A 422-nucleotide genomic window follows, 5' to 3' on the forward strand; every position below is an offset into this window, starting at 1 on the left:
CGGGTGGAAACATCCCGATTTGACAAATAAAGGTCATGTTGAAGCAATAGCTGCAGGGAATAAACTTAAAGAAGTTGGTTTAAAATTTGATATTGCTTATACATCTGCATTACAGCGTGTGCAAAAAACAGCGCAACACATTTTAGAGCAGATGGCATAATCTGATTTGCAATTGATAAAAAATCCAGCATTGAATGAGCGAAATTATGGAGATCTTGCTGGTCTGAATAAAGATGAGGTCCGTCACCAATGGGGAGCGGAGCAAGTGCAAATATGGCGCCGCTCTTATACGATTCCTCCCCCTAATGGAGCAAGTCTACGCGCTACTGGTGCACGCGTTTGGCCTTACTATCTTTACCTTATCCAACCGCATATTTTGCGCTCTAAAACTGTTTTGGTCGCATCACATGGTAACACTCTTC

General features: G+C 42.4%; 1 pseudogene. It reads left to right on the forward strand.

Going from position 1 to position 422, the window contains the following annotated elements:
- Window positions 1–422: pseudogene (locus tag J7R13_RS09070) on the forward strand (2,3-bisphosphoglycerate-dependent phosphoglycerate mutase); the annotation flags it as partial.

This window comes from Bartonella taylorii 8TBB (assembly GCF_902825155.1).
GTDB classification, from domain to species: Bacteria; Pseudomonadota; Alphaproteobacteria; order Rhizobiales; family Rhizobiaceae; genus Bartonella; species Bartonella taylorii_A.